This is a genomic window from Photobacterium sp. J15 (assembly GCF_963870815.1).
GTDB lineage: Bacteria > Pseudomonadota > Gammaproteobacteria > Enterobacterales > Vibrionaceae > Photobacterium > Photobacterium marinum.
On record NZ_CAWMUI010000001.1, the window covers coordinates 26,729 to 51,823 of the forward strand.

At 50.9% G+C, this 25,095-nt stretch carries 22 protein-coding genes and 2 rRNA genes; 12 read left to right on the plus strand and 12 right to left on the minus strand.

Features of this window, described 5'->3' with window-relative positions:
• Nucleotides 1-64 precede the first annotated feature (64 nt).
• The 4 genes from AACQ93_RS00135 to AACQ93_RS00150 all read right to left on the minus strand — a co-directional run bounded on the left by AACQ93_RS00135 (nt 65) and on the right by AACQ93_RS00150 (nt 3,496).
• Entirely contained in the window at nt 65-1,054 is a 990-nt protein-coding gene (locus AACQ93_RS00135; protein WP_064601502.1) for a serine/threonine protein kinase, read from the minus strand.
• Between the two features lie 103 nt (nt 1,055-1,157).
• Nucleotides 1,158-2,588, minus strand: coding sequence for a cytochrome c oxidase accessory protein CcoG (gene ccoG / locus AACQ93_RS00140; RefSeq protein ID WP_064601503.1), 1,431 nt, complete (start codon nt 2,586-2,588; stop codon nt 1,158-1,160).
• Between the two features lie 255 nt (nt 2,589-2,843).
• The gene (locus tag AACQ93_RS00145; protein WP_007471387.1) at nt 2,844-3,110 is read right to left on the minus strand and encodes a YihD family protein; all 267 of its coding nucleotides are present in this window, start codon (nt 3,108-3,110) and stop codon (nt 2,844-2,846) included.
• Between the two features lie 200 nt (nt 3,111-3,310).
• Entirely contained in the window at nt 3,311-3,496 is a 186-nt protein-coding gene (locus AACQ93_RS00150) for a hypothetical protein (protein WP_007471389.1), read from the minus strand.
• A gap of 323 nt (nt 3,497-3,819) precedes the next feature.
• Here AACQ93_RS00150 and AACQ93_RS00155 point away from each other — a divergent pair, with 323 nt between their 5' ends.
• A complete protein-coding gene (locus AACQ93_RS00155; RefSeq protein ID WP_064601504.1) occupies nt 3,820-4,497 on the plus strand; it encodes a FadR/GntR family transcriptional regulator in 678 nt (225 codons plus the stop codon).
• Nucleotides 4,498-4,690: 193 nt separating this feature from the next.
• Complete coding sequence (gene trhA, locus AACQ93_RS00160; RefSeq protein ID WP_064601505.1) at nt 4,691-5,353, plus strand: PAQR family membrane homeostasis protein TrhA; 663 nt, start codon at nt 4,691-4,693, stop codon at nt 5,351-5,353.
• A 69-nt stretch (nt 5,354-5,422) separates the two neighbouring features.
• On the opposite strand, the gene AACQ93_RS00165 is transcribed toward trhA, so the two are convergent.
• The 5 genes from AACQ93_RS00165 to def form a co-directional block, all read right to left on the minus strand.
• Nucleotides 5,423-6,868, minus strand: a complete 1,446-nt coding sequence (locus tag AACQ93_RS00165) for a TrkH family potassium uptake protein (RefSeq protein WP_064601506.1) — start codon at nt 6,866-6,868, stop codon at nt 5,423-5,425.
• A 5-nt stretch (nt 6,869-6,873) separates the two neighbouring features.
• Nucleotides 6,874-8,250: a Trk system potassium transporter TrkA gene (gene trkA, locus AACQ93_RS00170; protein WP_007471400.1), complete on the minus strand. Its 1,377-nt coding sequence runs from the start codon at nt 8,248-8,250 to the stop codon at nt 6,874-6,876.
• 96 nt (nt 8,251-8,346) lie between these two features.
• Nucleotides 8,347-9,627, minus strand: coding sequence for a 16S rRNA (cytosine(967)-C(5))-methyltransferase RsmB (gene rsmB, locus AACQ93_RS00175; protein ID WP_064601507.1), 1,281 nt, complete (start codon nt 9,625-9,627; stop codon nt 8,347-8,349).
• 122 nt (nt 9,628-9,749) lie between these two features.
• A complete protein-coding gene (fmt, locus tag AACQ93_RS00180; protein WP_064601508.1) occupies nt 9,750-10,694 on the minus strand; it encodes a methionyl-tRNA formyltransferase in 945 nt (314 codons plus the stop codon).
• Between the two features lie 13 nt (nt 10,695-10,707).
• On the minus strand, nt 10,708-11,220 hold the full coding sequence (gene def / locus AACQ93_RS00185; protein WP_064601509.1) for a peptide deformylase: 513 nt from the start codon (nt 11,218-11,220) through the stop codon (nt 10,708-10,710).
• A gap of 409 nt (nt 11,221-11,629) precedes the next feature.
• On the opposite strand from def, the gene AACQ93_RS00190 reads away from it, so the two are divergent.
• From AACQ93_RS00190 to AACQ93_RS00205, 4 genes are read left to right on the plus strand one after another with little or no spacing between them, the layout of a single operon-like run.
• Nucleotides 11,630-12,706 carry a LysM peptidoglycan-binding domain-containing protein gene (locus AACQ93_RS00190; RefSeq protein ID WP_064601511.1) on the plus strand — a complete coding sequence of 359 codons (1,077 nt, stop codon included), beginning with the start codon at nt 11,630-11,632 and terminating at the stop codon, nt 12,704-12,706.
• A 20-nt stretch (nt 12,707-12,726) separates the two neighbouring features.
• Entirely contained in the window at nt 12,727-13,821 is a 1,095-nt protein-coding gene (gene dprA, locus AACQ93_RS00195; protein ID WP_064601512.1) for a DNA-processing protein DprA, read from the plus strand.
• Between the two features lie 2 nt (nt 13,822-13,823).
• Nucleotides 13,824-14,297: a DUF494 family protein gene (locus AACQ93_RS00200; protein WP_007471407.1), complete on the plus strand. Its 474-nt coding sequence runs from the start codon at nt 13,824-13,826 to the stop codon at nt 14,295-14,297.
• Nucleotides 14,298-14,331: 34 nt separating this feature from the next.
• Nucleotides 14,332-14,889: a DNA topoisomerase family protein gene (locus AACQ93_RS00205; RefSeq protein ID WP_064601513.1), complete on the plus strand. Its 558-nt coding sequence runs from the start codon at nt 14,332-14,334 to the stop codon at nt 14,887-14,889.
• 70 nt (nt 14,890-14,959) lie between these two features.
• On the opposite strand, the gene AACQ93_RS00210 is transcribed toward AACQ93_RS00205, so the two are convergent.
• Nucleotides 14,960-16,075 carry a 5-(carboxyamino)imidazole ribonucleotide synthase gene (locus AACQ93_RS00210; protein WP_064601514.1) on the minus strand — a complete coding sequence of 372 codons (1,116 nt, stop codon included), beginning with the start codon at nt 16,073-16,075 and terminating at the stop codon, nt 14,960-14,962.
• Complete coding sequence (gene purE, locus AACQ93_RS00215) at nt 16,075-16,566, minus strand: 5-(carboxyamino)imidazole ribonucleotide mutase (protein ID WP_064601515.1); 492 nt, start codon at nt 16,564-16,566, stop codon at nt 16,075-16,077. Before purE ends, AACQ93_RS00210 begins: the two co-directional genes overlap by 1 nt.
• A 204-nt stretch (nt 16,567-16,770) precedes the next feature.
• On the opposite strand from purE, the gene tsaC reads away from it, so the two are divergent.
• The 4 genes from tsaC to AACQ93_RS00235 all read left to right on the plus strand — a co-directional run bounded on the left by tsaC (nt 16,771) and on the right by AACQ93_RS00235 (nt 19,422).
• Complete coding sequence (tsaC, locus tag AACQ93_RS00220) at nt 16,771-17,328, plus strand: L-threonylcarbamoyladenylate synthase type 1 TsaC (protein ID WP_064601516.1); 558 nt, start codon at nt 16,771-16,773, stop codon at nt 17,326-17,328.
• A gap of 7 nt (nt 17,329-17,335) precedes the next feature.
• Nucleotides 17,336-18,241, plus strand: a complete 906-nt coding sequence (gene hemF / locus AACQ93_RS00225) for an oxygen-dependent coproporphyrinogen oxidase (protein ID WP_064601517.1) — start codon at nt 17,336-17,338, stop codon at nt 18,239-18,241.
• A 93-nt stretch (nt 18,242-18,334) separates the two neighbouring features.
• On the plus strand, nt 18,335-19,156 hold the full coding sequence (gene aroE / locus AACQ93_RS00230; RefSeq protein WP_064601518.1) for a shikimate dehydrogenase: 822 nt from the start codon (nt 18,335-18,337) through the stop codon (nt 19,154-19,156).
• 2 nt (nt 19,157-19,158) lie between these two features.
• Nucleotides 19,159-19,422, plus strand: a complete 264-nt coding sequence (locus AACQ93_RS00235; protein WP_064601519.1) for a DUF1488 family protein — start codon at nt 19,159-19,161, stop codon at nt 19,420-19,422.
• Between the two features lie 5 nt (nt 19,423-19,427).
• On the opposite strand, the gene AACQ93_RS00240 is transcribed toward AACQ93_RS00235, so the two are convergent.
• Nucleotides 19,428-19,970: a gamma carbonic anhydrase family protein gene (locus AACQ93_RS00240; RefSeq protein WP_064601520.1), complete on the minus strand. Its 543-nt coding sequence runs from the start codon at nt 19,968-19,970 to the stop codon at nt 19,428-19,430.
• A 351-nt stretch (nt 19,971-20,321) separates the two neighbouring features.
• Between AACQ93_RS00240 and AACQ93_RS00245 the strand changes: the two genes are divergently transcribed.
• Together AACQ93_RS00245 and AACQ93_RS00250 are read left to right on the plus strand one after the other, a co-directional pair.
• Nucleotides 20,322-21,873 (plus strand): 16S ribosomal RNA (locus AACQ93_RS00245).
• A gap of 298 nt (nt 21,874-22,171) precedes the next feature.
• A 23S ribosomal RNA gene (locus AACQ93_RS00250) occupies nt 22,172-25,059 on the plus strand.
• Together the 16S and 23S rRNA genes form the textbook arrangement of a ribosomal RNA operon.
• Nucleotides 25,060-25,095 lie beyond the last annotated feature (36 nt).

Consider the following 25,095-nt stretch of genomic DNA (forward strand, 5'->3'; position numbering starts at 1 on the left):
GAGATACTCCCTCAATGTGGACTGAAATAACCCCGGGTTATATTCCGTTAGTGTAATTAGTATGTTACCACTGCGGCATCAGTTGCAATGGTGGTTCATTTAATGCGGCCAGTTGCTCCTTGAAGGCCAGTACCTGTCCTTCCCAGTATTTTGCGTCGGCAAACCACGGGAAAGCGCGTGGAAACGCAGGATCTTCCCAGCGTTTTGCCAGCCAAGCCATATAGTGCACCATTCTAAGACCGCGTAAAGGCTCAATAAGTTGCAATTCTTTGTGATTGAAATCGGCAAATTCACCATAGGCTTCCAGCACGGTATCCAGTTGTGCCAGCTGGTCGTGGCGCTCGCCGTTGAGCAGCATCCATAAATCTTGAACTGCTGGGCCATTGCGGGCATCGTCCAGGTCGACAAATAGCGGGCCGTCACGCCAGAGGATGTTGCCCGGGTGGCAGTCGCCATGAAGGCGCAGTGGTTGCCAGTCACTGTACCAGTGTTGCTCCAGTTCGCGGATCAGCATGTCGAGATCGGCAAAAAAGACGGTTTTCAGGTGCTCGGGAATAAAATCGGCGTTTTCCAGAATCTGGCGCGGCTGGTGCAGGTATTCGGTCAGGCCGATGGTCGGACGGTGTTTAAAAGCTTGGCGCTGGCCGACTCGGTGAATCCGGCCAAGGTAGCGCCCTACCCACTCCAGCTGGTCAAAGTTATCGACTTCGAATTGGCGGCCGCCCAGGCTCGGAAACAGGGCAAAGCGGTGTTCCTGAAAGTGATGCAGGGTCTGGCCTTCGAAGGTGATTGGGGCAGCGACCGGAATATCCTGTTCGAGCAGTTCCTGGGTGAAGTCATGTTCTTCCTGGATTTGTTCACAGCTCCAGCGGTGTGGCCGGTAGAATTTGGCGACATACCGTGCGCCGTCTTCGGCACTGAACTGGTAAACCCGGTTTTCGTAGCTGTTGAGTGGCAAAAGCCCGGACTCAGCTCGAACGCCGATGCTGTCGAGCGCATCCAGCAGCAGATCCGGAGTCAGATCTGAAAAACTAAAACCATCTTGTTGTGTCATGTGACAAATTCCGCAGCCTGTAAGATTTGGCTGTCAGTATATCACCATAATAAAAAAGGGCCGTTATCGGCCCTTTGCTTTCCTGAACTTAACGTTCTAGCTGTTAGCGCAGTTCTCCGATAAAACGGCTTTCTGTTCTAACAGTCGTATTTTCACTGTCATTCTGTTTTTCCATCACAAAAGTGATATCGGCTATCGGAGAGGTGAGCAGATACGGATCAATCCCGAGGCTGACTGGCAGAGTGTAGACTTCTCCGGCATCGACTGTTACTTGTTGCGGGCCATACCATTCAATTGCTTCTAACCCCTCAGCCCTCAGTGTATAAACAGCAGGCTGCTGGGTTTTGTTCAGGAGTTTCAGGGTGTAGGTATTTTCAACTAGCCCCTCACTGTTGATCTTAAACAACTGGTTGCGGTCCCGGATCACATCCAGTCCCATTGGCTGAACCGAGGCCAGCAGGAAGAAGAACAGGCCGATCATCGCCGCCATCACGGCACCGTAGCCAAGTAGTTTCGGACGCATAACATGGGTATTGTGACCTTCCAGCTTGTGTTCTGTGGTGTAGCTGATCAGGCGTTTTTCATACCCCATCCGCACCATAGTTTCATCGCAGGCATCGACACAGGCACCACAGTTGATGCATTCATACTGCAGGCCATCGCGGATATCGATCCCGGTCGGGCAAACCTGAACACATAAGTTGCAGTCAATACAGTCACCGAGGCCGAGTTCTTTCGGATCTTTCTTGCGCGGGCGCGGCCCACGGGCTTCGCCGCGACTGACATCGTAGCCGACAATATAGGTGTCTTTGTCGAACATTGCGGACTGGAAACGGGCATACGGACACATGTGAATACAGACGATGGAGCGCATCCAGCCTGCATTGGCATAGGTACAGCCGGTAAAAAACAAGACCCAGAAGCCAGCCCAGAAGCTGGCATCAAAAGTAAAAAAGTCGGCAACCAGCGCACGAATTGGCAGGAAGTAACCGACAAAAGTCAGGCCGGTTGCCAGGGCCACAGTCAGCCAGGCGGCATGTTTGATGATCTTTCTGCCAAGCAACTTGCCGGTCAGTTTTATGCTGTCTTGTTTACGCCTTTTATTCGCCGGACCTTCGAGCTTTTCTTCAAACCAGATGTAGATAAAGGTCCACACGGTTTGCGGGCAGAAATAACCACACCAGACTCGGCCGAGAAAAGTGGTGACAAAAAACAGGGCGAAGGCCGCAATCATAAATAAGGTGGCGAGCAGGGTCAGATCCTGGGGCCACAATGTGGTGCCGAAGAAGTTGAATTGTTGTTGGCCGATATCAAGCAGAATGGCCTGGCGATCGCCATACGGGATCCAGGGCGTTCCCATAAATAAAAGCATCAGTACCCAGCCCATTTTTTTTCTCAGACGCTGGTAGATACCTTTGGCGGCACGGACGTAGATGCGATTACCTGGGTTGAAGCGATCTGAGCCGCCTTTGTGGGTTTTGGGGTTAAATTGCTTGGGCGTGACATCCTTGATGTCGATTTTCTCTTGGCTCATGACATTACTTTCCTTGGGTTACCCCATCCATTAACTATAGTAGGGGTGCAGTCCGGTACATTGCCGGGACTATAATGTTGTAATTGACGGCTATATGTTATCGGCTGATTATATAACGTGCGTTTTTGTTATAAATTTAACGCGGTCATAATTTGAGCGTCGGAGTGACGGCTGGCCGTGACGGAAAGTATGCGGTGGAAGAATAGAGGGGACGTTGGCCGGGCATGTGAGCGGTTGCCCGGCCTGAACTCGGTGTTACTTGATAATGCCGCGGGCGCGCAGGATTGCGGTTTTGAAGTCTTCTTCACAGTCTTTAGCAATGCCCGGGATCATTTCGTCTTTGTCGCTGTTGCGCATTTTCAGATGGTAGATCAGCACATCATCGGTCAGATCTTCCAGTTTGCCGTCATACTTGGCTTCTGCGGCTAGTTTCAACAGGAACTCTACCAGGTTCAGATCCGGATCTTTTTGCCATTCCGGATGCAGTAGTTCAATCAGTTCGTTGACGCGATGGGTTTTCATAGTTAACTCCACAATTTAAGGCTGGTTGAATCGTTGGCGATTCTATAGTCATCATTTTTATTGGGGGTAAATTAACCCAAACCGGAGCATGATACAAACACCGCGAAGCATCACGTTAATAAGATGAAGAAACAGAAGCCGGAGATAAACAAAAGGCAGCCAGATGCTGCCTTAGGTATTATCTTCGGTGTACAGGGGGATCAGGCTGCGTGTTCTTTCGCTGAACTTTGCTGAGTGATAACCGGTTCTGCCGTGGTTAGCGTATGCACATCAGCGACTGGCTGAGATGCCGGTTTTGCCTTGAAAGTAGGAGCGTGAGAAGTTGCACGTAACCGCGCCGGGCTGCGGCGGGAAGTGGCATACCTGATTGGAGATGAAGGGCGCATGATTCACCTATTGTCAGGCGCATCCGTGGCCAATAATTAATAAAGATATATCCGCAGTTTGTGTTTTTGCTGGCGATGCCGATCCTGTGCGGAAATATCAGGTTAGTTGTTTTTTTCGCCGCGAGAATAGCAACAACAGAGGGCAAAGTCGAGCAAATAATAGCCAGCTGAGCTTATGCATCAGTCTGAATCGGATGGGGAAAGGCTAAGAAAATGTTAACCTCATCGTCATCTGTGAAGATCAGCCGTTTATCGGCAGATGCTTTATGGTCTAATGCGTGTAGAGCTGGTAACTATTATAAAAATAGCCCGGGAGGGAATGAATGGAGCGGGATCAGCAGCGGTTAGTGACTAATCGCAATTTATCTTACAAATTGGCAGAGTCGTTGGGCCAGCGTATTTTACGTGGTGAAATTATGCCGGGTGACATTTTGCCGGGTGAAATGGAATTGGGCGAGATGTACGGCGTTAGCCGAACAGCGGTTCGTGAAGCGATTAAGATGCTGGCAGCCAAAGGGATGGTTTTGCCGCGTCCGCGTATCGGTACCCGAGTACTGCCTAAGCGTAACTGGAATTACCTGGATCAGGACTTGCTGGCATGGTTGAGCTTTGATCACCACAATGAGTTAGTAGAAGAGTTTCAGCGTGTACGACTGACTTTGGAACCGGAAGCGGCAGCATTAACGGCAATTCATGCTTCCGATGAAGACCGGGCGGCGCTACAAGCCCTGATGGATGAGATGTACCTGCTGGGTGACTCGTTTGATCAGGAAAAATGGATTGATGTGGATACTCGATTCCATCAGTTGATCTATTTTGCTTCGGGTAACCACTTTATCAGTCCGTTTGGTAATCTTTTCAAGGCGGTATTTGAAAACTATTTCCGGGTGATCACCCGTGACCGCCTGCTTAAATTGGATATTCACCAGCGCATTGTCGACGGTATCATGGCCCGCGATCCTGATGCGGCCCGTCAGGCAGCCATTGATTTGCTGAAGTAATCAGCTATCTCTTAACGAACACTTCAATAAGACGGAGCCTTTGGCTCCGTTTCTTTTTTCTCCCACTTCTTACGACCCGATTACAATAAGAATAATTTACATTTATTTTTCATTTTCAGCTTACACATGTAAGCCAAATGTGCCATACTGCTTATCTATTGAGCATTAACTCTATTCTGGGAAGGCAAAAAAGATGGCCAAGAGTGTTGCAGCGGCTGAGTCTGAGTACTCAGTCGCAGAGGAAGTAGCGAATAGCATCAGCCATGGATTAGGAATGATTTTCGGCATCGTCGGACTGGTGCTGTTGCTGAACCAGGCCCTGGATGCCAATGCGGATGCGTTGAGTATTACCAGCCTGAGTATCTATGGCGGCAGCATGATACTGCTCTACCTGGCTTCAACTCTGTACCATGCGATCCCGTTTGAGCGGGCCAAGCGGGCACTCAAAACCTTTGACCACTGTGCCATCTATTTGTTGATTGCTGGTACCTATACCCCTTTCCTGCTTATCACCTTACGAACGCCATTGGCGATTACGTTAATGGCGGTGATTTGGGGTATAGCATTGGTAGGGATTGTGCTGAAGATTATTTTCGTTTATCGCTTTAAGCGCTTGTCGCTGGCAACATACCTGACGATGGGCTGGCTTTCCCTAGTGGCGATTTATCAGCTGGCGTTGTCGTTATCGACTGGCGGGCTGGTTCTACTGGCGGTCGGTGGCATCATTTATTCACTGGGGGTTGTGTTTTACGTCAATGAGAAGGTGCCCTATAACCATGCTATCTGGCACCTGTTTGTACTTGGCGGGACGGTCTGTCACTTCCTGGCAATTTATCTTTATGTCCATCCGGTTTAAGCTGAATTAGCTTGTAAAACCAAATAAAAAAGAGAGCCGAGGCTCTCTTTTTTGTCTTTCTCATTTGGCTTAGTTGCGCCAGAAGGCCGGGAAGAAAACCACTAGAACAGTCAGGATTTCCAGTCTTCCCATTAGCATACCGAAACTTAAGGTCCACTTGGCCAGATCAGGCAGAGTCGCAAAGTTACCTGTCGGGCCGATGACCTCGCCCATTCCCGGGCCGACGTTGGCCACCGCAGTGACTGCACCGGTAATACAGGTGATCGGATCCAGTCCCATCATGCCGAGAGCCGCGGCTACCAGAACAATGGTGATAATGAACGTCAGGGCAAAGGCAACCACAGAACGGACAATGCCGTCTGTTACCGGGCGGCCGTTATAGCGTTGGATAAACACCCCGGACGGATGGATCAGCTGCATCATTTGTTTTCGCAACAGGGCAAAGGCAACCTGGAAACGGAAAATCTTGATCCCGCCGGCCGTCGAGCCAGAACAGCCACCAACCAGCATGATAAAGGCGAAGATGATGGTAGGGAACGGTCCCCAGGAGGTGAAATCATCCAAACCGAAACCGGTTGTGGTAACCACTGAGATAATGTTGAACAGTGAAACCCTGAAGGCATCGCTGAAGGCATAGCCCAGCTCCCAAGTCAGCCACAAAGCAACCGCCAGGCCGGAACCTAATACCAATAAGGTGAAACCACGAACCTGGGCATCGCTGAACAAGGCCGTGGCTTCCTTCTTTCTCAGCGCCTGAACAAACAGTAAAAATGGCAGGCCGCCGGCAAACATGAACACGATAGCGACCCAGTGGGCAGCATTGGAAAAGTGGTTCATGGAGCCGTCAGAGGTCGAATAACCGCCAGTCGACAGGGTTGTAAAGGCGTGGTTGATCGCATCGAAAGTGTTCATTCCCGCCATCATGTAACCGAGGATACACAGCAGAGTCAGGGTCAGGTAGACATTAACGATGTTCTTGGCCACGTTCTTGGTACGCGGTGAACTTTTATCTGACCAGTCCGATGATTCAGTCTGGAACAGGCGCATACCCCCGACGTTCAGCATCGGCAGGATGGCTACCCCCATCACGATAAAACCGACACCGCCGAGCCATTGCAGCGTAGAACGCCACAGCAGGATACTCGGTGCCATGTCATCAAGCCCGCTCAGCACGGTGGAACCTGTGGTGGTGATCCCTGACATGGTCTCGAAGTATGCATCGGTAAAGCTGATGTGGTTGATAAATACAAACGGCAGCGCGGCAAAGGCACTGGCGATGGTCCACACCAAGGTGGTGATCATGAACATATCCCGAACCCCCAGTTTGAATTCGGCTGTCCGGCCGAAAGTCAGGCACAGGAAGGCCACTGAATGGGTGATTAGGACGGCGGTGGCAAAGTCAATGAATCCCCCGGTCCCGGTGAAAAAGGCCACCAGAGTCGGGACATACATAAACAGGGCGATCTTGGATAAGACCAGCCCTATGACAAATAAAATGGGACGGTAATTGACCATAACTATTACAGGAAGAACGGACTCGGTTGGAACAGGCGCTCTACGTCTGGGATATATTTCTTGTCGACCAGGAACATCACGACGTGATCATTCTGCTCGATAACAGTACGGTCGTGGGCAATAAGAACCTCATCGCCACGAACCACAGCACCGATAGTGGTACCCGGCGGCAGTTTGATATCACCGATGGCCCGGCCAACCACTTTTGATGTGGTGGCGTCACCATGGGCAATAGCTTCGATGGCCTCGGCTGCACCGCGGCGCAGCGAGGATACATTGACGATATCGGCTTTACGGACGTGGGTCAGCAAGGCCGAGATGGTAGCTTGCTGCGGAGAAATCGCTATATCGATAGTACCGCCTTGCACCAGATCGACATAAGCACCACGCTGGATCAGTACCATGACTTTCTTGGCCCCCATCCGTTTTGCCAGCATCGCTGACATGATGTTGGCTTCATCGTCGTTGGTGACTGCAATGAACACGTCAATTTGTTCGATGTGTTCTTCGCTCAGCAACTCCTGATCGGACGCATCACCACAAAAGACGATGGTGTTTTCCAGCATCTCAGACAGGTTTTCTGCCCGCTCCGGATTTCGCTCAATCAGTTTGACGCTGTAGTTTTGTTCCAGGCGACGGGCCAGGCCAGCACCGATGTTACCGCCACCGACAATCATCAGGCGCTTGTACGGTTTTTCCAATCGCTGCAGCTCACTCATCACTGAACGAATGTGGTTGCTGGCAGCAACGAAGAAGACTTCGTCATCGGCTTCGATAATGGTGGTTCCCTGCGGGCGGATTGGACGGCCCTGACGGAAAATTGCGGCAACCCGGGTGTCAACGTGCGGCATGTGCTCGCGCAATGCCGACAGGGCGTTACCAACCAGCGGACCGCCGTAATAAGCTTTAACCGCAACCAGACCGACTTTGTCTTCGGCAAAACCGACAACCTGCAGTGCGCCTGGGTATTCTATTAAGCGCTGGATATAGCCGGTAACCAGCTCTTCCGGAGCGATCAGGTGATCGACCGGCACCGCATCCGACTGGAACAGCTGCTCTTTTTCTCGCAGGTATTCCGGCGAACGGATACGGGCTACCCGGTTCGGGGTGTTATACAGCGTAAAAGCAATCTGGCATGCAATCATGTTGGTTTCGTCAGAGTTAGTGACGGCAACCAGCATGTCGGCATCCTGTGCACCGGCATCTCTCAGGGTTCGGGGGTGACTGGCAAAACCCTGTACGACACGCAGATCGTACTTGTCCTGCAATTCGCGCAGGCGTTCAGGATCTTTATCAACGATGGTGATGTCGTTGTTTTCACCAACCAGGTTTTCGGCCAGTGTACCGCCGACCTGGCCAGCGCCAAGGATGATAATTTTCATAGCATATATGCCTGATTATTTATTCTGCTTAAGGTTACTACGCTTGTGGCCGTAGGCCATCCTAGGAAACTCAGATTGCAAAAGATTCAGGTTTTTCTATTGAGCTTTTCGGATAACGGCGTAATAAAAACCGTCCATGTCATGTTCGCCCGGCAGGATCTGACGGCCCGGCTGCTCAATGTCACTGCCGATAAGTTCTGCATCAGTGGTACGAGTCAGGAAGGCTTTGACCTGATTGCAGTTTTCCTGCGGTGTGATTGAACAGGTTGCGTAAACCAGAGTACCGCCCGGCTTTAGCTGTTGCCACATGGCATCGACAATTTCCGCCTGAAGCAGAGCCAGAGCGTCGATGTCATCGGCGCGGCGTAGCCATTTGATATCCGGGTGACGGCGGATCACGCCGGTAGCCGAACATGGTGCATCCAGCAGGATACGGTCGAACTGTTCACCTTGCCACCATTGTTGCGGGTAGCGGGCGTCGGCACACAGTACCTGGGCTTTCAGGTTCAGGCGCTGCAGGTTTTCATGAACACGGGCCAGACGTTGTTCGTCGCAGTCGATGGCAACCACTTGGGTGTCCGGCTGACGCTCCATAATATGGGCTGTTTTACCGCCTGGCGCGGCACAGCAGTCCAGGATCAGTTCACCAGCTTGTGGTGCCAGGTATTCAACAGACAGCTGAGCTGCCGCATCCTGGACTGATACCCAGCCGTCGGCAAAGCCAGGTAGCTTGCTGACATCACAAGGAGCCAGCAGACGCAGGGCATCCTGGGCTTCCGGGTGAATATCGGTTTCGATGCCAGCCTGGTTCAGCAGTTCCCGGTATTCATCACGGGTGTGGTGGCGGCGGTTAACGCGCAGCCACATCGGTGCCTTGGTATTGTTGGCATCGACAATGGCTTCGAATTGTTGCGGGTAGCTTTCTTTCAGCAGCTTAAGCAACCAGCCTGGGTGACCGTAACGGCCGGCATCGTGGCTTTGCGCTTGAGCATCGAGTGCTTCCTGTTGGCGCTGGTAATTACGCAGTACCGCATTGAGCAGGCCACGAAGCTGAGGCTTTTTCAGGTTCTTGGTGGCGTTAACTGTTTCGGCAACGGCAGCATGGGCCGGAATGCGCATGTAACCCAACTGGTACAGGCCGACCAGGATTAGGTGATGGAAAACACGCTGTTTGCCTTTTAGCGGTTTGTCCATCAGCTGGTTGGTGATGGATTCCAGTCGTGGCAGCCAGCGCAGGACGCCGTAGCAGATTTCCTGCAGCAGGGCGTGGTCTCGGTCTCGGATCGTTTGCTGGGCAGCTGGCAGGGCGTTGGACAGGGATTGGCCCTGATCAACAACCTGATAAACAACCTTGGCTGCAGCGGCTCTTACGTTCATTCGTATTTCCTGAAGTTATATTTGCGAATGCACTTCGGTGATGAGTCTGTGGCATTCGCAGCAATCATCGTTTCATTTCCATAGGCGGAAAAGAAAAGCCAGTGCAAGCACTGGCTCGGTCATTACAGTTTGGTGCCGGGATCAAACCATTCACGGCGCGAGTTCAGTAGATCCTGCGCTTTCATGGCTTTTTTGCCCGGAGGTTGCAGCTCGGTCAGGCGTAGTGCACCTTCGCCGGTAGCGACCAGAATGCCGTGTTTGTCGGCAGCCAGAATTGTCCCCGGAGCTTTACCCAGGTTATCGCCTTCTACTTCGGCCTTCCATACTTTGATGTTTTGCTCGGCAACTGCGAAGTAGCTCATTGGCCATGGGTTGAATGCGCGGATGCAGCGTTCAATGGCAGCGGCGTCCATCGACCAGTCGACTTTCGCTTCTTCTTTGCTCAGCTTTTTGGCGTAGTTGGCCAAATCGTCGTTTTGTTTTTCTGGTACAGCCGTACCGTCGGCAATGTCACCAAGGCAGTCAATCAGGGCATCCGGACCCAGCTCGGCCAGTTTTTCATACATAGTGGCACTGGTGTCGGTCGCTTCAATTGGCAGAGTGGCAATTTTCAGTATGTCGCCGGTATCCAGACCTTTGTCCATCTGCATGATGGTCACACCGGTCTCTTTATCACCGGCCCAGATAGAACGCTGGATTGGAGCCGCGCCGCGCCAGCGAGGCAGGATGGAACCATGGACGTTGATACAGCCCAGTTTCGGTGTTTCCAGTACTTCAGTCGGCAGCAGCAGGCCGTAGGCTACAACTACCATGATATCGGCATTCAACGCTGCCAGCTCTTGCTGGGCTTCTTCATTGCGCAGTGATGCTGGCTGGTAAACCGGGATATCATGCTCAAGGGCGATATTTTTCACCGGACTGGCCGTTAATTTTTTACCGCGGCCCGCCGGGCGATCCGGCTGGGTGTAAACGGCGATAACTTCATGCTGTGAAGACAACAACGCCGCCAGGTGACGGGCGGCGAAGTCTGGGGTACCAGCAAATACAATACGTAACGGTTTGCTCAAGGTAACCTCTATATTATTGGTTTTTTTCGTTGAAACGCTTCAGTTTTTCCATTTTTTGCTTAATACGCTGGCGCTTTAGCGGCGACAGGTAGTCAACAAACAGCTTGCCTTCAAGGTGGTCAAGCTCATGCTGGACACAGATAGCCAGCAGATCTTCAGCGTCAAAGGTAAATTCATTACCGTCACGGTCCTGCGCCTTGACGGAGACTTCTGCGGCACGCGGCACCAGGGCACGGGCACCGGGAACAGACAGGCAGCCTTCTTCAATACCGTCTTCACCGCGCTTGTCGGTGATTTCCGGATTGATAAGTACCATAGGCTGATTGCGTTCTTCAGACAGGTCGATAACTACAATGCGCTGATGAACGTTAACCTGGGTAGCAGCAAGGCCGATCCCTTCTTCGTCGTACATGGTTTCAAGCATGTCGTCGACGATTTTCTGGATCTCAGGTGTAACCTTTTCTACCGGCTTGGCAACGGTACGCAGGCGCTCATCAGGGAATGTTAAAACTTGCAATACAGACATAGGTACTCGTAAAAAAATAGACTGTGCTAAAAACTAACGTAGCTTGTTTGCTCTAATTCTAGTCATTTTAAAGATCAAATAACAGCACTTGGCCTGATTTGGTAGCCCTTGTCCGGGGAACTGTCAACCTGGCGTTGCACTGTCAGAGTGATTTGGCGTCTTAGAAACTGTTAACTGAGAGCAAACTTGTTCTGGCTGTGATGAAAGGTGATTCGGGAAACAGTGAAGCTAGCCGAAAAGCCGTTGAATGGCTGGTTGTGTGCATGGACATCGTTTTACAGCAGTGACAACCTGCCTGTCTCAGCTTTAACCGGCGCTGTATTTGTGTCTGTTTTAATGATGAGTTTCATTGGTGGATCTATGCTGAGAAAGATCCACTTCGCCGGGATTTGTGCAGGGAAGGCATGACATGAGGCAGCTTGTCTTATATATCGCGTTATTATTTGTACCGTTTAGCTGGGCCGAACCGTCCCGGCCTGTCATCAAGAAAGATATTCCGTCTGTTTATACAGTGGTAAAAGGTGACACCCTATGGGATATCTCAGAACATTTCCTGGAAAACCCTTGGTTATGGCCTAAGTTATGGGAAGCCAATTCTTATATAAAGAATCCACACCTGATTTATCCTGGAGACAGACTGCACCTGGTATGGGTTGACGGCCAGCCCCGGCTCCGGGTGAAAAAGTCGGTCAAACTGTCGCCCAGTATTCGCGTCAAACGCTCCCCAATCACCACACTGCCTGAATCGTTGATGTTGCCTTACCTCGCTGAGCATAAGCTGCTTGCTCCGGGTAAGCTTGAGCGCCTGCCCCGGGTACTGGGTAATAGCAGTAATAAAGGTTATATGTCACCGGGAGATTCGGTTTGGATCGACACTGCCTTGGATCTGAAAGAAGAGTGGTGGGTATACCGACCGGATGCTGAATTTAATCGTCTGCAGCAAACTGACGAAGGTAAACCGAAGGTGCGCAGGCAGGCCGTGGCTCTGAAAGAAATTGCCCGGGTTACCGTCACTGCGCATCAAGATGGGATTAGCCGGGTGACGGTGAATAAGCTTCGTGAAGAAGTCCGTCAGAATGATGTATTACTGCCGGCTCCGCTTCCCGGTGCAGAGCTGGATTTGAGTTTTGTTCCGTCACCGCCGCCACAGAAGATTGCGGCTAAGGTTCTGGGACAGCTGGAAGGTCATCATTATATTGCGACCTCTGAGGTGGTGGTGATTGACCGTGGCCTTCTTGACAGGTTGGTTGCCGGAAATGTGCTTCAGCTATACCGCTCCGGGGCGGTGGTAAAAGGGGTGAAAGGTGATTATCACTATAAAGATGCCAGCCTGCGTTTCGGTCATTATCAGCTCAGTGATGTACCGATAGGTGAGGTAATGGTAATTCGTCCTTATGAGCACTTTAGCTTGGCGGTTGTCACCCGTGCCAGTGAGCCCTTCCGCGCCGGTGTGTTGGCATTGCCGCCGAAAACCGTTTCGCTTTGACTCTGATTCGGACTGGTGTCATGAGTGATTTGGCGTATTGGCTGACATTGGTTGATGTTCCTTATTTAGGGGGATATCGGATCAGCCAATTATTGCGGCATGGTACGCCTCCGCAACTGTGTCAGATGCCGGCTGAGCAGATGATGGCGATAGGGCTTAAGCCGGCTCAGATCACTCGTCTCCACCAGCCTCGCTTACGCCATATTGAACGTTGTCTGGCCTGGGCTGAGCAGCCTAATCAGACTATCTTAACGTTAGACTCGCCTCATTATCCTTCATTACTCAAAGAAATCGCCTCGGCACCACCGTTACTGTTTGTTCGGGGGGAGCCACATTGGTTACATGAGCCGCAACTGGCTATAGTTGGCAGTCGCTCGGCCAGTATTGACGGTCGCGAGTCTGCTTATGAGTTTGCGGCTTCTTTGGTGGCGGCAAATTATGTGGTAACCAGCGGGCTGGCGCTGGGAGTTGATGGCCAGGCCCATTATGGTGCGTTGAAAAATGGCGGAGCGACAATTGCGGTGCTGGGCTCTGGGTTAGATCAGATCTACCCTGCCCGACATCGGGAGCTGGCTTCGCAAATAGTGGAACAAGGCGCGCTCGTTTCTGAGTTCTGGCCGGATGAAAGGCCGAGGCCGCAGAACTTTCCACGGCGTAATCGAGTGATCAGTGGTTTGTCTGTTGGCGTATTGGTAATAGAGGCGGCGGAAAAAAGTGGTTCGCTTATTACTGCCCGCTATGCGCTTGAACAAGGGCGTGAAGTTTTTGCCTTGCCCGGCTCAATCCATTACCCCGGAAGCCGTGGTTGTAATGCATTAATTAAATCTGGTGCTAAATTGGTAGAAAGCCCGGTCGATATATTTGATGAGGTAGGTGTCTTAACGGAGTGTGTGAAAAACAACCAGTTAAACTCGTCGTTGCCACAACCTGAAAATGAAGAATTGCCATTTTCCATGCTGTTGGCTAACGTAGGCAATGAAGCAACACCCGTAGATGTAGTTGCTGAACGCTGTAAACTGCCCGTACATCAAGTTATGATGCAACTATTGGAACTGGAATTGTGCGGTGCAGTCAGAGCAGTGCCCGGTGGCTATATCAGAACGAGGAGGGGCTAGTTATGATGGATATCTTAATGTACCTGTTTGAAACCTATATCCACAGCGATGCTGAGCTGTTGGTGGATCAGGACGAACTTTCAGATGAATTGCTGCGTGCTGGCTTTCATCAGGAAGATATCTATAAAGCTCTGACATGGTTAGAGAAGCTGGCTGCATTGCAAGACACTGAAGACACACCGTACATGAATAACAGTGCCGTCACTTCTATTCGTGTATATACAGCTCAGGAAATGGCACGGCTTGATACATCTTGCCGGGGCTTTCTGACTTATCTTGAGCAAATCCATGTTCTGTGTGCCGATACGCGCGAAATGGTGATTGACCGCGTAATGGAGCTTGAGACTGCCGATTTTAACCTCGATGATCTGAAATGGATTATCCTGATGGTGCTGTTTAATGCGCCGGGCAATGAAAGTGCTTACAGCCAGATGGAAGAGCTCCTTTACGGCGCTGAAGACGGTTATATCCATTAATCGCATCCCTTGAGGATGCGAATGAAAGAGTTGTATGTCCGGAAAAATTAACGAGCAATTATTCTCAGCCCATGAGCATGCTTTGGATCAGGAGCAAACCTGTCCGAAGTGTGGCTCTGAGCTGGTTATTCGTAACAGCAAACGCGGTCCGTTTTTAGGCTGTGCTGCCTACCCTGCCTGTGATTACATTAAGTCACTCAGCCAGAACGATGGTCATATCGTGAAATATCTCGGTAAACCTTGTCCTGACTGTGGTTGTGAGCTGCTACTACGCCAGGGGCGATACGGTATGTTTATCGGTTGTGCTGGGTATCCTGACTGCCAGCACATTGAGTCACCGGAGAAAAAGGCGGAAGATACCAAGCTGACTTGTCCGGAATGCGGTAAGGGGCATTTGATCGAAAGAAAATCGCGTTATGGCAAGGTATTCTATGCCTGTGATCAATACCCGTCTTGTCGTTTTGCCATTAACAATAAGCCGATTGTCGGTGAATGCCAGTCATGTGGCTTTGGATTGTTGATCGAAAAGAAGCTGGCCAGTGGTACCAAACAGCAGTGTGCCGACAGAAAATGTCACGCTTATCAGGAATAACACTTCGTTAGTGCGAAGTTGTGGAATTGAAAAACAAGGCCAGCAGAGATGCTGGCCTTGTTTATATGGTTTATTTACAGAGTACCGGGAATGCTGCAGGATCGAGGTAAACCGCCAACTCGCTCAGTTTTGCATTTAATTCATCCAATGAATTGGCGCAGACATTGATGTGCCCCATTTTTCGTCCCGGACGTTTTTCTTTGCCGTACCAGTGAACATGGCACTGCGGCAGAGACAGAATTTCATCTGCCAGATTGTCCTCACCCAGAATATTGACCATGGCGGTTGATCTCAGCAGTGTGGTATTGCCTAAAGGTAATCCGCATACAGCCCGCAGGTGGTTTTCAAACTGGCAGGTTTCGGCACCCTGTTGGGTCCAGTGACCTGAGTTGTGGACTCGCGGAGCAATTTCGTTAACCAGCAATTTCCCGCCGACATCGAAAAATTCGATAGCCAGGACTCCCACATAATTCAGGGTTTCAGCTACTGCTTTAAACATGGTTTCAGCTTGTGATTGTATCTGGCTGTCTGTTTTGCTGGCTACTGAAAGGCTTAGTACCCCGTTGTGGTGGATGTTTTCCGTCAGTGGATAGACGGCGATGCTACCATCTTTGCCCCGGGCACCGATCAGGGAGACTTCACGGTCAAAAGAAACAAACTCCTCTGCCACAATAGCCTGATCTGGGGTTGCAGCAAGGAATGGGCTGATTTCTTGCCATAGTTGATCTGCTTGTTCGACGGAAGTGAAGCGCCACTGCCCTTTTCCGTCATATCCGCCCAGCGCACCTTTGAGTACCATTGGAATGCCGACAGTATTGACTGCCTGTTCCAGATCATCGCGATTGTTGATTATCTGATAGCGGGCACTGGCAACGCTGGCGCGATCAAGTAGGTTTTTTTCCAGCCGCCGGTCACCGCCGGCTTTAATTGCTTGGGTTGTTGGCTGTAGTTTGCCGCTGGCCTCGCAGACCTCAAGAATGTTGTGGGGAATATGCTCAAACTCTGCGGTGATCACATCGGTATAGGTCACTGCAGTATCCAGTCCTTTCATCATCAGTTGCTGGGTCAGAGGATGGACAACCTGACCCGAGCCGACATCGTAAGCCAGTACTTCGATATTCAGAGGTGCACCGGCCAGCGCCATCATTCGAGCCAGCTGCCCGGCTCCAAGTACTAAGACTTTCATTATTTCGCATCCTCTGCCGGATTCGGGTTGCTGAGAACAGTATCTGTCTGCTCTTTGCGGAAAGTGTCGATAGCTGCCATTACTTCACTGTCCTGGGTGCCGATGATCTGGGCGGCCAGTAGTCCGGCATTGGCGGCCCCTGCTTCACCGATCGCCAGGGTGCCGACAGCAACGCCTTTGGGCATCTGAACAATGGAGAGTAATGAATCCATGCCTTTCAGGGCGCGAGATTGTACGGGAACGCCCAATACCGGCAGGCTGGTAAAAGCCGCTGTCATTCCCGGTAGGTGAGCGGCACCGCCGGCTCCGGCGATGATTACTTTTATGCCGCGAGACTGGGCGTTTTCGGCATATTCAGCCAGCAGATGAGGAGTTCGGTGAGCAGACACCACTTTGGTTTCATAAGGAATATTGAAGCGTTCCAGCATTTCAGCGGCATGTTGCATGGTTGGCCAGTCAGACTTTGAGCCCATGATAATCCCGACTTTCATCCCGATCTCCTTTGGGTTGCTTATAAAATGAAGGCATGAGTTTTGTTGCGTGCATTATACGACGTTCAACCACCAACGCAAACGTTTGCGTTGGTGGTTTTGTTTCATTGTATTATCCGCGTAGAGTTAAGACACTTGACTCTGTATGATAGGTAAACAAATAGTTAAATCTGGCATCTGCCATGATTATAAATTGAGGGTAAAGTGGAAAATCTATCGCAAGTTGTTGCTGCTCTGAAGCAAGGTGACGTTATCGCCTATCCTACTGAAGCTGTGTTTGGGGTTGGCTGTGATCCTGATAATGAGCAAGCGGTTATGAAACTTCTGGCGCTCAAGCAGCGTCCGGTTGAAAAAGGCTTGATCCTGATTGCGGCTGATTTTGAGCAGCTGGCACCTTATGTTGATGACAGCCAACTGACTGATGAGCAAATGCAGCGGATCCGGGCGACTTGGCCGGGACCTGTTACCTGGGTGATGCCGACCAAACCAGGCGTGCCTAAATTTTTGACCGGTCAGTTCGATACGATTGCCGTTCGGGTGACAGACCATCCACTGGTTCAAGAGTTGTGCCGCCAGTTTGGTAAGCCGTTAACCTCGACCAGCGCCAATTTAACAGGTCAGGAGCCGGGGCGTACTGCGGAAGAAGTGAAACAGCAACTGGGCGAGTTTTTACCTGCGATCCTGCAGGGTGAAACCGGTGGTCGTGATAACCCGTCTGAAATTCGCGATGCCATCACAGGGAAAGTGTTCCGCCAAGGATAAAACTATTATGCAAGAAGTCAGCAAACAAGCGGTAAAGGCATTTCTACTCGAACTTCAGGATCGCATTTGTCAGGCGCTTGAACAGCAAGACGGTGAAGCGATTTTTGAACAGGACCAATGGGAACGTGAACAGGGTGGCGGCGGACGCAGTCGTGTTTTGCGCCAAGGGCGGGTGTTTGAGCAGGCCGGAGTGAATTTCTCGCATGTGTTTGGTACTAAGATGCCGGCATCTGCGACGGCGCACCGTCCGGAGCTGGCTGGGCGAAGTTTTGAGGCCATGGGAGTCTCTTTAGTCATCCATCCGAATAACCCCTATGCACCGACTTCGCATGCTAATGTTCGTTTCTTTATTGCCGAGAAAGAAGGCGAGGCACCGGTTTGGTGGTTCGGTGGTGGCTTTGACCTTACACCGTTCTACCCGTTTGCTGAGGATTGCCGGCATTGGCACGATACGGCTAAGGCCATTTGTGCACCTTACGGCGATGATGTTTATCAGCAGCATAAAGAGTGGTGTGATAAGTACTTCTACCTTCCTCATCGTAATGAAACCCGCGGTGTCGGTGGTTTATTTTTCGATGATCTCAACGACTGGGGATTTGAGAAGTGTTTCTGCTATATAAAAGCAGTTGGCAATGGTTACTTGGATGCTTACCTACCGATTGTCGAAAAGCGTCACCCTACCCCGTATGGTGATAGAGAGCGAGAATTCCAGCTCTATCGTCGCGGGCGTTATGTCGAATTCAACCTGGTTTATGATCGCGGGACGCTGTTTGGTCTGCAAAGCGGTGGCCGGACTGAGTCGATTTTGATGTCGATGCCGCCGTTAGTTCGCTGGGAGTATGGTTACCAGCCTGAACCTGGCAGTGCTGAAGCTGATCTTTATGATAATTACCTTCACCCTCGGGACTGGTAACGGATGATAACTATTTGTGCTGAATAAAGGGCAGTGATAGGGTCGATGAATTGATCCTATCTTTTTGAAATTCTTGTTATCTGGAATAGCCTCATGGATAAGTACGTTGTTTTCGGCAACCCGATTGCCCAGAGTAAATCTCCTTTAATCCATACCTTGTTTGCCCGCCAGACGTCTCAGACGATGACTTATGAAGCTCAGCTTGTTCCTTTAGGTGGTTTTCAAGCCGCGGCGGATGATTTTTTCTCTTCGGGCGGGCGTGGTTGTAACATTACCGTTCCTTTCAAGGAAGAGGCTTTCCGCTACGCGACTCAACTTACTGAGCGCGCTAAACTGGCTGGTGCCGTCAATACCCTTAAAAAGCTTGATGATGGCGTAATTCTCGGAGATAACACTGATGGTGAAGGTCTGGTGCAGGATTTAATTCAGCATCAGGTTGAACTGAAGGGAAAAAGAATTTTATTGATTGGTGCAGGCGGTGCGGCTCGAGGTGTAATATTACCGTTGTTGGCTCAGCAGCCTGCGCAGTTGACCATAACTAACCGAACCTTGTCTAAAGCTGAGCAATTAGCCGGGCTGTTTTTCCCATACGGTCAGGTGGAAGCTTCAGCGTTAAATGATTTGGATGCGCCGGTGTTTGATGTGATCATTAATTCGACTTCAGCTAGTCTGAGTGGCCAGCTGCCTGGTATATCAGAACAGCTTATTACGCCGAATGTTACCTGTTATGACATGGTATATGATTCGGCGACCACGACTTTTAATCAATGGGCTCAGGATTTGGGTGCAGTAATGACACTTGATGGTCTCGGTATGCTTGTCGGTCAGGCGGCAGAAAGTTTTATGTTGTGGCGCGGGTTGCGCCCGGGAGCCAAACAAGTACAACGAGAACTGCGCCGTATCATGCAGGAATAAATATGAATCAAGATATCTTATTTGCCGATATTCAACTTTGGGATAGCAACAGACAAGCCGTGAACTTCCCTGCTCAGCAGGCCGGCGCTTTGATCACCTGTTGGGTCAGCCTGGGCTGGCTGCAAAAGAAAGCGGATAAGCCTCTGACAGAGGAAGCCGATATCCTTTCTGCCTTTTCTGTTTATCGCTTTGATCTGGAAGAATTGGCTGAAGAGATGATTGAAGACGAAGACTTTAATCAAGACGGCGATATTGAAATCGGCTGACCGAACTATAGTTCGGCCAGATATTCATTTTTCAGTCGGACATAGTTATCGGCTGATGTCGGCAGAAAAGCCCGCTCTTTATCACTTAAGGGGCGGGCTTTTTTAATTGGACAGCCCAGATAAAGATAACCACTTTTCAGATGTTTGCCTGGTGGAACCAAGCTACCGGCACCGATGATGACATCATCTTCAATGACTGCGCCATCAAGAATGATAACCCCTATCCCCACCAATACCCGGTTCCCTACTCTGCAGCCATGAAGCATCGCTTTATGACCGATAGTCACATCCTCGCCTATAATAAGGGGATGGCCTTCAGGATTCTCAATCGTTTTGCGACTGACATGTAGGACAGTTCCATCCTGAATGTTGGTTCGGGCACCAATAGTGATGTTGTTTACATCACCTCTGGCAGCAACAAGAGGCCAAATACTGGCATCTTCTCCCAGGGTGATAGCCCCGACTAAGACGGAAGAGCCATCAACATAAGCACTGGCCGGTTTTTCTGGGGCGCTTCCTTTATAGAAACGCAGCGGATTTGATGACATTAGGACAGCCTTCTCTTTCTTATTTGAAATGAGAATAGCGAAGGAATGATCTGATTTGCAGCGAAAAGTGCCGTAATTGATCGTTAATTGTTCGGTTGTGCGAAAATGACAAATTTATTTCAAATTACCGCTTGCCAACGTGATCGAAGTCTCTATAATGCGACCCCACTGACACGGAACACGACAGCGAATGTCGCTACTGAGTCAGCATTGTTCTTTAACAATTTGACCATGCAATCTGTGTGGGCACTCGTAAAATGATTAGTCAAAAAGATTTATCAATGAACTGAGTGGCCAAAGATACTTTAAGTATCCACAGTCAATTTATCAGTATTCATTGAGCCAAAACTTGAATTGAAGAGTTTGATCATGGCTCAGATTGAACGCTGGCGGCAGGCCTAACACATGCAAGTCGAGCGGCAGCGACATAATAGAAGCTTCGGTGGAAATTATGGGCGGCGAGCGGCGGACGGGTGAGTAATGCCTGGGAATATGCCCTGATGTGGGGGATAACTATTGGAAACGATAGCTAATACCGCATAATCTCTTCGGAGCAAAGAGGGGGACCTTCGGGCCTCTCGCGTCAGGATTAGCCCAGGTGGGATTAGCTAGTTGGTGGGGTAACGGCTCACCAAGGCGACGATCCCTAGCTGGTCTGAGAGGATGATCAGCCACACTGGAACTGAGACACGGTCCAGACTCCTACGGGAGGCAGCAGTGGGGAATATTGCACAATGGGGGAAACCCTGATGCAGCCATGCCGCGTGTATGAAGAAGGCCTTCGGGTTGTAAAGTACTTTCAGCAGTGAGGAAGGGGTATGCGTTAATAGCGTATATCTTTGACGTTAGCTGCAGAAGAAGCACCGGCTAACTCCGTGCCAGCAGCCGCGGTAATACGGAGGGTGCGAGCGTTAATCGGAATTACTGGGCGTAAAGCGCATGCAGGCGGTCTGTTAAGCAAGATGTGAAAGCCCGGGGCTTAACCTCGGAACAGCATTTTGAACTGGCAGGCTAGAGTCTTGTAGAGGGGGGTAGAATTTCAGGTGTAGCGGTGAAATGCGTAGAGATCTGAAGGAATACCGGTGGCGAAGGCGGCCCCCTGGACAAAGACTGACGCTCAGATGCGAAAGCGTGGGGAGCAAACAGGATTAGATACCCTGGTAGTCCACGCCGTAAACGATGTCTACTTGGAGGTTGGGACCTTGAGTTCTGGCTTTCGGAGCTAACGCGTTAAGTAGACCGCCTGGGGAGTACGGTCGCAAGATTAAAACTCAAATGAATTGACGGGGGCCCGCACAAGCGGTGGAGCATGTGGTTTAATTCGATGCAACGCGAAGAACCTTACCTACTCTTGACATCCACGGAATCCTTTAGAGATAGAGGAGTGCCTTCGGGAACCGTGAGACAGGTGCTGCATGGCTGTCGTCAGCTCGTGTTGTGAAATGTTGGGTTAAGTCCCGCAACGAGCGCAACCCTTATCCTTGTTTGCCAGCACTTCGGGTGGGAACTCCAGGGAGACTGCCGGTGATAAACCGGAGGAAGGTGGGGACGACGTCAAGTCATCATGGCCCTTACGAGTAGGGCTACACACGTGCTACAATGGCATATACAGAGGGCGGCCAGCCAGCGATGGTGAGCGAATCCCAGAAAGTATGTCGTAGTCCGGATTGGAGTCTGCAACTCGACTCCATGAAGTCGGAATCGCTAGTAATCGTGGATCAGAATGCCACGGTGAATACGTTCCCGGGCCTTGTACACACCGCCCGTCACACCATGGGAGTGGGCTGCACCAGAAGTAGATAGCTTAACCTTCGGGAGGGCGTTTACCACGGTGTGGTTCATGACTGGGGTGAAGTCGTAACAAGGTAGCCCTAGGGGAACCTGGGGCTGGATCACCTCCTTAACGATAGACTGCTCATTTGATGCAGTGTCCACACAGATTGCCTGGTTAATATGTGAAAGAACGGCAAGAGTGCTAATGAATAACGTCAGTTATTGATTAACGCTTTTGCGTTATGCTCTTTAACAATCTGGAAAGCTGACTAGTAATTCATAATTGAATTATTGTTCTTCGAAAGAAGAACGAGTTCTCAAGCAATACACATTCAAGTGTCTTGTGTAAGAGTCCGGCAAAACTATTCCATCAATACTCAGATGGAAAACCTTGGTTGTTTGCCATACGAAACCTCTTGGGGTTGTATGGTTAAGTGACTAAGCGTACACGGTGGATGCCTTGGCAGTCAGAGGCGATGAAGGACGTGCTAACCTGCGATAAGCCGAGAGGAGATGGTAAGAATCACTATACTCTCGGATTTCCGAATGGGGAAACCCACTTGCATAAGCAAGTATCACAACGTGAATACATAGCGTTGTGAGGCGAACCGGGGGAACTGAAACATCTAAGTACCCCGAGGAACAGAAATCAACCGAGATTCCGGCAGTAGCGGCGAGCGAAACCGGATTAGCCCTTAAGCTAGTCTTGCGTTAGGTGAACAAGCTGGAAAGCTTGGCGATACAGGGTGACAGCCCCGTAGCCGACGGCGCATAACGAGTGAAATCGAGTAGGACGGGACACGTGATATCCTGTCTGAACATGGGGGGACCATCCTCCAAGGCTAAATACTCCTGACTGACCGATAGTGAACCAGTACCGTGAGGGAAAGGCGAAAAGAACCCCTGTGAGGGGAGTGAAATAGAACCTGAAACCGTGTACGTACAAGCAGTAGGAGCCCTTCGGGGTGACTGCGTACCTTTTGTATAATGGGTCAGCGACTTAATTTCAGTAGCAAGGTTAACCGAATAGGGGAGCCGTAGGGAAACCGAGTCTTAACTGGGCGTGCAGTTGCTGGGATTAGACCCGAAACCAGGTGATCTAGCCATGGGCAGGTTGAAGGTGAGGTAACACTTACTGGAGGACCGAACCGACTAATGTTGAAAAATTAGCGGATGACTTGTGGCTAGGGGTGAAAGGCCAATCAAACCTGGAGATAGCTGGTTCTCCCCGAAAGCTATTTAGGTAGCGCCTCGGACGAATACTACTGGGGGTAGAGCACTGTTAAGGCTAGGGGGTCATCCCGACTTACCAACCCTTTGCAAACTCCGAATACCAGTAAGTACTATCCGGGAGACACACGGCGGGTGCTAACGTCCGTCGTGGAGAGGGAAACAACCCAGACCGCCAGCTAAGGTCCCAAAGTTATAGCTAAGTGGGAAACGATGTGGGAAGGCTCAGACAGCCAGGATGTTGGCTTAGAAGCAGCCATCATTTAAAGAAAGCGTAATAGCTCACTGGTCGAGTCGGCCTGCGCGGAAGATTTAACGGGGCTAAGCTATACACCGAAGCTGCGGCAATGCGCATTAGCGTATTGGGTAGGGGAGCGTTCTGTAAGCGGTTGAAGGTGAGTCGTAAGGCTTGCTGGACGTATCAGAAGTGCGAATGCTGACATGAGTAACGATAAAGGGGGTGAAAAACCTCCTCGCCGGAAGATCAAGGGTTCCTGTCCAACGTTAATCGGGGCAGGGTGAGTCGACCCCTAAGGCGAGGCCGAAAGGCGTAGTCGATGGGAAACGGGTTAATATTCCCGTACTTCTTACTATTGCGATGGGGGGACGGAGAAGGCTAGGTGGGCCAGGCGACGGTTGTCCTGGTTCAAGGGTGTAGGCTGTATTCTTAGGCAAATCCGGGAATACATCAGGCTGAGACCCGATGTCGAGCTGCTACGGCAGTGAAGTCATTGATGCCATGCTTCCGGGAAAAGCCTCTAAGCTTCAGATAGTAAGGAATCGTACCCCAAACCGACACAGGTGATCAGGTAGAGAATACCAAGGCGCTTGAGAGAACTCGGGTGAAGGAACTAGGCAAAATGGTACCGTAACTTCGGGAGAAGGTACGCTGCTGGCGGTGAAGAGACTCGCTCTTGGAGCTGCCGGCAGTCGCAGATACCAGGTGGCTGCAACTGTTTATTAAAAACACAGCACTGTGCAAAATCGAAAGATGACGTATACGGTGTGACGCCTGCCCGGTGCCGGAAGGTTAATTGATGGGGTTAGACTTAGGTCGAAGCTCTTGATCGAAGCCCCGGTAAACGGCGGCCGTAACTATAACGGTCCTAAGGTAGCGAAATTCCTTGTCGGGTAAGTTCCGACCTGCACGAATGGCGTAATGATGGCCACGCTGTCTCCACCCGAGACTCAGTGAAATTGAAATCGCAGTGAAGATGCTGCGTCCCCGCGGCTAGACGGAAAGACCCCGTGAACCTTTACTACAGCTTGGCACTGAACATTGACCCTACATGTGTAGGATAGGTGGGAGGCTTCGAAGCAGGTACGCCAGTATCTGTGGAGCCGTCCTTGAAATACCACCCTTGTAGTGTTGATGTTCTAACTTGGCCCCGTTATCCGGGGTGAGGACAGTGCCTGGTGGGTAGTTTGACTGGGGCGGTCTCCTCCCAAAGCGTAACGGAGGAGCACGAAGGTGGGCTAATCACGGTCGGACATCGTGAGGTTAGTGCAATGGCATAAGCCCGCTTGACTGCGAGAATGACGGTTCGAGCAGGTGCGAAAGCAGGTCATAGTGATCCGGTGGTTCTGAATGGAAGGGCCATCGCTCAACGGATAAAAGGTACTCCGGGGATAACAGGCTGATACCGCCCAAGAGTTCATATCGACGGCGGTGTTTGGCACCTCGATGTCGGCTCATCACATCCTGGGGCTGAAGTCGGTCCCAAGGGTATGGCTGTTCGCCATTTAAAGTGGTACGCGAGCTGGGTTTAGAACGTCGTGAGACAGTTCGGTCCCTATCTGCCGTGGGCGCTGGATGATTGAGAGGGGCTGCTCCTAGTACGAGAGGACCGGAGTGGACGAACCGCTGGTGTTCGGGTTGTGTCGCCAGACGCATTGCCCGGTAGCTAAGTTCGGAATCGATAACCGCTGAAAGCATCTAAGCGGGAAGCGAGCCTCAAGATGAGTCATCCCTGATACTTTAAGTATCCTGAAGGGCTGTTCAAGACTAGAACGTTGATAGGCAGGGTGTGTAAGCGCTGTGAGGCGTTGAGCTAACCTGTACTAATTGCCCGTGAGGCTTAACCATACAACACCCAAGGGGTTTTACAGGACTCCATGAGCA

Bases quoted from the DNA above. Each gene is read 5' to 3' on its own strand.
- def (WP_064601509.1), bottom strand. From the start codon at position 11,220: ATGTCTGTATTGCAAGTTTTAACATTCCCTGATGAGCGCCTGCGTACC.
- AACQ93_RS00155 (WP_064601504.1), top strand. From the start codon at position 3,820: ATGGAGCGGGATCAGCAGCGGTTAGTGACTAATCGCAATTTATCTTAC.
- AACQ93_RS00240 (WP_064601520.1), bottom strand. From the start codon at position 19,970: ATGTCATCAAATCCGCTGCGTTTCTATAAAGGAAGCGCCCCAGAAAAA.
- AACQ93_RS00235 (WP_064601519.1), top strand. From the start codon at position 19,159: ATGAATCAAGATATCTTATTTGCCGATATTCAACTTTGGGATAGCAAC.
- ccoG (WP_064601503.1), bottom strand. From the start codon at position 2,588: ATGAGCCAAGAGAAAATCGACATCAAGGATGTCACGCCCAAGCAATTT.
- AACQ93_RS00150 (WP_007471389.1), bottom strand. From the start codon at position 3,496: ATGCGCCCTTCATCTCCAATCAGGTATGCCACTTCCCGCCGCAGCCCG.
- AACQ93_RS00135 (WP_064601502.1), bottom strand. From the start codon at position 1,054: ATGACACAACAAGATGGTTTTAGTTTTTCAGATCTGACTCCGGATCTG.
- AACQ93_RS00145 (WP_007471387.1), bottom strand. From the start codon at position 3,110: ATGAAAACCCATCGCGTCAACGAACTGATTGAACTACTGCATCCGGAA.
- AACQ93_RS00190 (WP_064601511.1), top strand. From the start codon at position 11,630: ATGAGGCAGCTTGTCTTATATATCGCGTTATTATTTGTACCGTTTAGC.
- trkA (WP_007471400.1), bottom strand. From the start codon at position 8,250: ATGAAAATTATCATCCTTGGCGCTGGCCAGGTCGGCGGTACACTGGCC.
- trhA (WP_064601505.1), top strand. From the start codon at position 4,691: ATGGCCAAGAGTGTTGCAGCGGCTGAGTCTGAGTACTCAGTCGCAGAG.
- AACQ93_RS00210 (WP_064601514.1), bottom strand. From the start codon at position 16,075: ATGAAAGTCTTAGTACTTGGAGCCGGGCAGCTGGCTCGAATGATGGCG.
- rsmB (WP_064601507.1), bottom strand. From the start codon at position 9,627: ATGAACGTAAGAGCCGCTGCAGCCAAGGTTGTTTATCAGGTTGTTGAT.
- dprA (WP_064601512.1), top strand. From the start codon at position 12,727: ATGAGTGATTTGGCGTATTGGCTGACATTGGTTGATGTTCCTTATTTA.
- hemF (WP_064601517.1), top strand. From the start codon at position 17,336: ATGCAAGAAGTCAGCAAACAAGCGGTAAAGGCATTTCTACTCGAACTT.
- AACQ93_RS00205 (WP_064601513.1), top strand. From the start codon at position 14,332: ATGTCCGGAAAAATTAACGAGCAATTATTCTCAGCCCATGAGCATGCT.
- purE (WP_064601515.1), bottom strand. From the start codon at position 16,566: ATGAAAGTCGGGATTATCATGGGCTCAAAGTCTGACTGGCCAACCATG.
- AACQ93_RS00165 (WP_064601506.1), bottom strand. From the start codon at position 6,868: ATGGTCAATTACCGTCCCATTTTATTTGTCATAGGGCTGGTCTTATCC.
- AACQ93_RS00200 (WP_007471407.1), top strand. From the start codon at position 13,824: ATGATGGATATCTTAATGTACCTGTTTGAAACCTATATCCACAGCGAT.
- aroE (WP_064601518.1), top strand. From the start codon at position 18,335: ATGGATAAGTACGTTGTTTTCGGCAACCCGATTGCCCAGAGTAAATCT.